This window comes from Hydrogenophaga intermedia (assembly GCF_023715105.1).
GTDB lineage: Bacteria > Pseudomonadota > Gammaproteobacteria > Burkholderiales > Burkholderiaceae_C > Hydrogenophaga > Hydrogenophaga intermedia_A.
The window spans coordinates 1-386 of the sequence record NZ_JAMBNO010000129.1 but is presented as its reverse complement, the minus strand read 5'-3'; the positions used below and the strand labels follow the sequence as shown (position 1 = coordinate 386).

Here is a 386-nt window from a genome sequence, read left to right as displayed (position 1 = left end):
CTCCGGACACCGGCGCCGTCCAGCCGGGGCACGGTCTCAAGCTCGGCTACTACGCCCAGGAGCACGAGACGCTGGACACCGGCCTCACCGTGCTGGAGAACATGCGGCACGCCGCGCCGCAGCTCGCCGACACCGAGGCCCGCAGCGTCCTCGGGTCGTTCCTGTTCAGCGGCGACGACGCCACCAAGCCGGCCGGGGTGCTCTCCGGCGGTGAGAAGACCCGGCTCGCGCTGGCGATCCTGGTGGTGTCCAGCGCGAACGTGCTGCTGCTCGACGAGCCCACCAACAACCTGGACCCCGCCTCCCGCGAGGAGGTGCTGGCAGCGATCCGCAGCTACGAGGGCGCGATCATCCTGGTCACCCACGACGAGGGCGCCGTCCAGGCC

The 386-nt window shown here is 71.8% G+C and carries 1 protein-coding gene; it reads left to right on the top strand.

Going from position 1 to position 386, the window contains the following annotated elements; genetic code table 11:
- A partial coding sequence (locus tag M3149_RS22895) for an ATP-binding cassette domain-containing protein (protein ID WP_251711642.1) occupies positions 1–386 on the top strand: 386 nt, incomplete at both ends.